Origin of the sequence: Brevundimonas sp. (assembly GCF_018608325.1) — a bacterium.
Taxonomy (GTDB): Bacteria; Pseudomonadota; Alphaproteobacteria; order Caulobacterales; family Caulobacteraceae; genus Brevundimonas.
Window position 1 is genome coordinate 14,661 of sequence record NZ_JABAZW010000086.1, and the last position, 4,608, is coordinate 19,268.

Genomic DNA, 4,608 nt, shown 5'->3' on the forward strand with positions numbered 1-4,608 from the left:
GAGCCATGGTGGACATCGAAATAAACAGGTTTTGAGCCAGCTTTTCCATCTCTGCCACCGCCGCTTCCGGGGCCACCAGCCAGCCCAGCCGCCAGCCCGCCATGCTCCAGTATTTGGAGAAGCTGTTGATGATGATCGCATCGGGCGCGAACTGCAGCATGGACGGCGTGGGGCCGACGTAGCTGAGGCCGTGATAGATCTCGTCCGAGATGATGGCGATGTTGCGCGCGCGGCAGACGGCGGCGATGGCGGCCAGTTCTTCGTCGGCGATGATGGTGCCGGTCGGGTTGGCCGGGCTGGCGATGATGACGCCAGCGGGCGCAGGCTCCAGCGCCTCCAGTTGGGCGGCGGTCAGCTGGAAACGGGTTTCCGCCCCGCAGGCAATCTCCACCGGCTCTAGGTGAAGCGCGCGCAGGGTGTTGCGATAGGCGACATAGCCGGGGCGGGCCAGGGCGATGCGGTCGCCGGGCTGGAAGCGCATGCTCAGCGCCAGAACCAGCGCAGGCGATGCGCCATTGGTCAGGATGATCCGATCTGGCGTAACGGCGACGCCGTAACGCTCGTCATACAGGCGGGCGATGCGGGCGCACAGGTCGGGGCTTTCCCAATAGCCCATGGCGTCCTGATCCAGGACCTGATGGGCATGGGCGATGGCGGCGGCAGGCGCTCCCGTCGACGGCTGGCCGAACTCCATATGGATGATCGACCGGCCTTCGGATTTCAGCTGGTGCGCCAGGCGGCTGACAGAAATGGCGCGGAACGGTTCGACGGTCATGTCAGATACTCAGGAAAGCGCGTCCGCCAGTCGCAGGAAGCCTGCCACGTCGATGGTTTCGGCGCGGGCGTCGGGTTCGATGCCTGCAGCTTCGCAGAGGGCAGCGCCGCCCAGTTGCTTCAGGCTGGAGCGCAGCATCTTGCGGCGCTGGCCGAAGGCGGCGGCGGTGACGCGTTCCAGCTTCTTCAGCCGTTCGGGGCTGGGGCGTTCGGCCAGCGGGACCAGATGAACGACGGCGGAGGCCACCTTGGGCGGCGGGGTGAAGGCGGCGGCGGGCAGGTGCATGACGATGCGCGCGGTGCAGACGGCCTGCGAAATGACGGCCAGACGGCCATAGGCGTCTTCGCCGGGAGCGGCGGCGACGCGCTCGGCGACTTCCTTCTGGAACATCAGGGTCAGGCTGTGCGGCAGCCACGGGCCGGTCAGCCACTTGATCAGAAGGGCCGTGCCGACGTTGTAGGGCAGGTTGGACACCAGATGAGCCGGGCCGGTGACCAGGTCGGCCTCTTTCACCTTCAGGGCGTCCGCCTCAACGATGGTCAGGCGGCCGGAGCCGTCGTCCAGTTCGGACAGCAGGGGAATGAAGCGGGGATCTTTCTCGACCAGAACCACAGGGCCAGCGTCGGCCTCCAGCAGGGCGCGGGTCAGGCCGCCGGGGCCGGGGCCGACCTCGATCACGGCGCGGCCCTCGAATGGGCCTGCCAGCCGCACGATCTTGCGGGTGACGTTCAGATCCAGCAGGAAATGCTGGCCGAAGCTCTTCTTGGCCGAAAGGCCGTGGGCGTCGAGGGTTTCGCGGAGGGAAGGTTGGTCGGTCACACGCCCTGTTAGCGCGCGCCGCGCGCCTTCGCCATCTCAGATGCCAAACGGATGGCGGCGATCATGCTGTCGGGGCGCGCGATGCCCTTGCCCGCGATGTCGAAACCGGTGCCGTGATCGGGCGAGGTGCGGATGACGGGCAGGCCCAGCGACACGTTCACCCCGCCCCAGAAGTCCAGCGTCTTGACCGGGATCAGGGCCTGATCGTGATACATGCAGATGGCGGCGTCATAGGTGGCGCGCGCTTCGTCATGGAAAAGGGTGTCGGCAGACTTGGGATCAGTGATGTCGATGCCTTCGGCCCGCAACTGTCGGGCGACCGGGATCAGGATGTCGATTTCCTGAAGCCCCAGTGCGCCGCCTTCGCCTGCGTGGGGGTTCAAGGCGGCCATGGCCAGACGTGGACGGGCGATGGCGAAGTCGCGCTTGAGGCTTTCATGGACGACGCGGGCGGTGCGGGCGACGCGTTCGGCGGTCATCAGTTCCGGCACCTGATCCAGGGCGACGTGGATGGTCACCAGACAGGCGCGCAGATCCTGCGCCGTCAGCATCATCACCGGGCCGCGTGTGCCGGAATAGGGGGCGTCGGCGGTCAGTTCAGCGATGAACTCGGTATGGCCCGGAAAACGGAAGCCCGAGGCGTACATGGGCGCCTTGGCGATAGGGGCGGTGACGACGCCGGAGGCCTCGCCGGACAGGGCGAAGCTGACCGCCTCCTCGATTCCGTCAGCGACGGAGGGGGCGTTGGCCGGATCGGGGCGTCCGATCTCGACCGGACGAGGCAGGGGGCGGTGAATGACGGGCAGGGCGGTGGCGAAACGATCCGCCGCGTCCGCTGGCGTCATGATCTCCGCCACGGGCACGCCCTGACGCCGTATCAGATCGGCGTCGCCGATGACGGCGAAGGGGGCGGCCTCGGACGAAAGCGCGCGCCACGAGGCGGCGATGATCTCCGGCCCGACGCCGGCGGGTTCGCCAAGCGTCAGAACCAGAGGCTTCATTATTTGAACTCGATCAGGGCGTCGTTGCGGATGTCGCGCAGATAGCGACGCTCAAGCACCGACAGGTTCTGGCCGCGCAGGCGGTTTTCGACCTGCTGGCGCGACGGGGCTTCCGGCCCGCCGACGCGACGACCGCACAGGGCGACCAGGTGCAGGCCCAGAGGCGTGCGGATCGGCGTGGAGATGGCGCCGACCTCGCTGGTGCGGGCGAACTGCTGGAACTGGGGCGCCAGGTTGGCGATGTCCGATTCGCCCAGGTCCGCGCCGGTCACGCCTGACGTAGCGCGGGCCGTGGAAAGGATGCTGTCGCAGGTCAGGCCCTGACGCATGGCTTCCAGCGTGCGGGTCGCAGCGGTGATCTGGGCCTCGGTGGCTGCTTCCGGCAGCTCGACCATCACCTGTTTCAGCGACGCCAGACTGGTCGAGGCGCCGTCGCGTTTGTCACGCAGATACAGGATATAGACGCCGCCCTCGACCGGGATCGGGTTGGACAACTGGCCGGGCTGAAGCTGGTCCAGTGCGGCCTGCAGCGGCGGCTGGAGCGAGGCCTTGATGACCCAGCCCGCATCGCCGGGAACGCGAGACGAGGCCGAAGGCGCCGACGAGAACTGCTGGGCGACGGCCTGGAACGGCGCGCCCTGAATGATCTGCTGCACCAGTTGGCGCGCGCCGTTCAGCGCGGCCTGCTGGCCGCCGACGCGGGCGGCTTCGATGTAGATTTCGCCGAGCAGATACTGCGGCTGGGCCGCGGCTTCGTTCAGGCGGCGGATTTCCTGATCGACCTGCAGGGTGCTGGCGCGGGCGCGCGAGCCGAAGCGACCGCCGGTCAGGCGCTGCCAGCCGATCTCGATGCGCAGGTTCTCGCGGAAGGCTTCAGGGTTGATGCCGCCTTCTTCGAGGAAGTGCATGTATTCCGCAGGCGTCGTGCCGGCACGGCGCGCCATGTCGGTGATTTCTTCTTCGATGTCGGCGGCGGTGACCGTCAATTGCTTGAACTTGGTCATCTCCTGCGCCTTGAGGCGGTCTTCGATGAGGTTGTTCAGGGCGGCCTGCTGAATGGCGGGCAGGTTTTCCTCGGTCGGCTGCACCTGGGCCGAGGCGATCAGCATCAGCATCCGCTGGCGCAGATCAAAACCGGTGATGATCTTGTCGTTGACCGTGGCCACGATGCCGTCGGCCAGCTGGAACTGGGGTTGCGTCGCGGTTTGCGGCGCAGGGGCCACCTCGGCGGCCGGATTCGGCGCACCGGCGACTGCGCCAGGAGCGGGAGCCGTCTGACCATAGGCCGAACCGGCGAGGAGGAACGCCGCGAGCGCAGCCCCCGTCGAATAACGCATCAAACCCATAGGTCTTCCTGATTCCTCACAGCGGTCCGTCGGCCATCGTGGTCAGCGGTCGCGCCCCGTAAAGCGTCATGCTCAACGTATGTCGCTCTGTCCATAACCTGAACCTCCGAAAGTGGCGAGGTTTAGGCGGATATACACCCCATCGGACCGCCCGCTGTCGCGAACGCGCGTATTATCGCGGCGGAAACCGAACTCGACGCGCAGGCAATCGTCATCATAGAGGACGCCGATTTCCGAACGCGTGATGATGTCCCGCTCCAGATCAGCGATCCCGGCCAGGGCCACGCCCCAGTTGCCGTACAGGAACTGCTGCCCCGCCAGCTGAATGAACTCGTAGTTGCGGTTCAGGTCGCCCGCCAGCGGGTTGGAGCGGTCCACGATATAGCTGACGGTGGCGGCGTTGCGGCGGCCCCAGCGTCCGTCCAGCGCGGCTTCTGCGCGGCGGATGTCGCCCGATCCGTCGATGGTGGCGTGCGCCCAGCTGCGAATGCGGTCCGACGGCGAATAGCTGCCCTGAACCACCCAGTCCGAAGTCGATGAGGCCAGGCCCGTCGGATCATAGAGATCGCCCGTCGGGCTGTCGGGAATGGTGGTGCGGAAGGCGTTTTCTTCGTCGGCGCGATAGCTGCGCCCCACGAACAGGCTGGCGCTGCGGGCCGCCGACCAG

General features: G+C 67.1%; 5 protein-coding genes. All 5 read right to left on the reverse strand.

From position 1 onward, the window contains the following. Window positions 1-775, reverse strand: a 775-nt coding sequence (locus tag QZ281_RS08725) for an aminotransferase class I/II-fold pyridoxal phosphate-dependent enzyme (RefSeq protein ID WP_292227250.1), incomplete at its 3' end; no start/stop codon positions are given. Between the two features lie 9 nt (window positions 776-784). Beyond that, entirely contained in the window at window positions 785-1,594 is an 810-nt protein-coding gene (gene rsmA, locus QZ281_RS08730; RefSeq protein WP_292227252.1) for a 16S rRNA (adenine(1518)-N(6)/adenine(1519)-N(6))-dimethyltransferase RsmA, read from the reverse strand. Window positions 1,595-1,602: 8 nt separating this feature from the next. After that, window positions 1,603-2,595, reverse strand: coding sequence for a 4-hydroxythreonine-4-phosphate dehydrogenase PdxA (gene pdxA, locus QZ281_RS08735; RefSeq protein ID WP_292227255.1), 993 nt, complete (start codon window positions 2,593-2,595; stop codon window positions 1,603-1,605). Further along, window positions 2,595-3,941 (reverse strand): peptidylprolyl isomerase, encoded by a 1,347-nt coding sequence (locus QZ281_RS08740; RefSeq protein ID WP_292227258.1) that lies wholly within the window; start codon window positions 3,939-3,941, stop codon window positions 2,595-2,597. The genes pdxA and QZ281_RS08740 overlap by 1 nt, the downstream gene beginning before the upstream one ends. Before the next feature lie 72 nt (window positions 3,942-4,013). Then, window positions 4,014-4,608, reverse strand: a 595-nt coding sequence (gene lptD, locus QZ281_RS08745) for an LPS assembly protein LptD (protein ID WP_292227260.1), incomplete at its 5' end; no start/stop codon positions are given.

Bases quoted from the DNA above. Each gene is read 5' to 3' on its own strand.
- pdxA (WP_292227255.1), bottom strand. From the start codon at position 2,595: ATGAAGCCTCTGGTTCTGACGCTTGGCGAACCCGCCGGCGTCGGGCCG.
- QZ281_RS08740 (WP_292227258.1), bottom strand. From the start codon at position 3,941: ATGGGTTTGATGCGTTATTCGACGGGGGCTGCGCTCGCGGCGTTCCTC.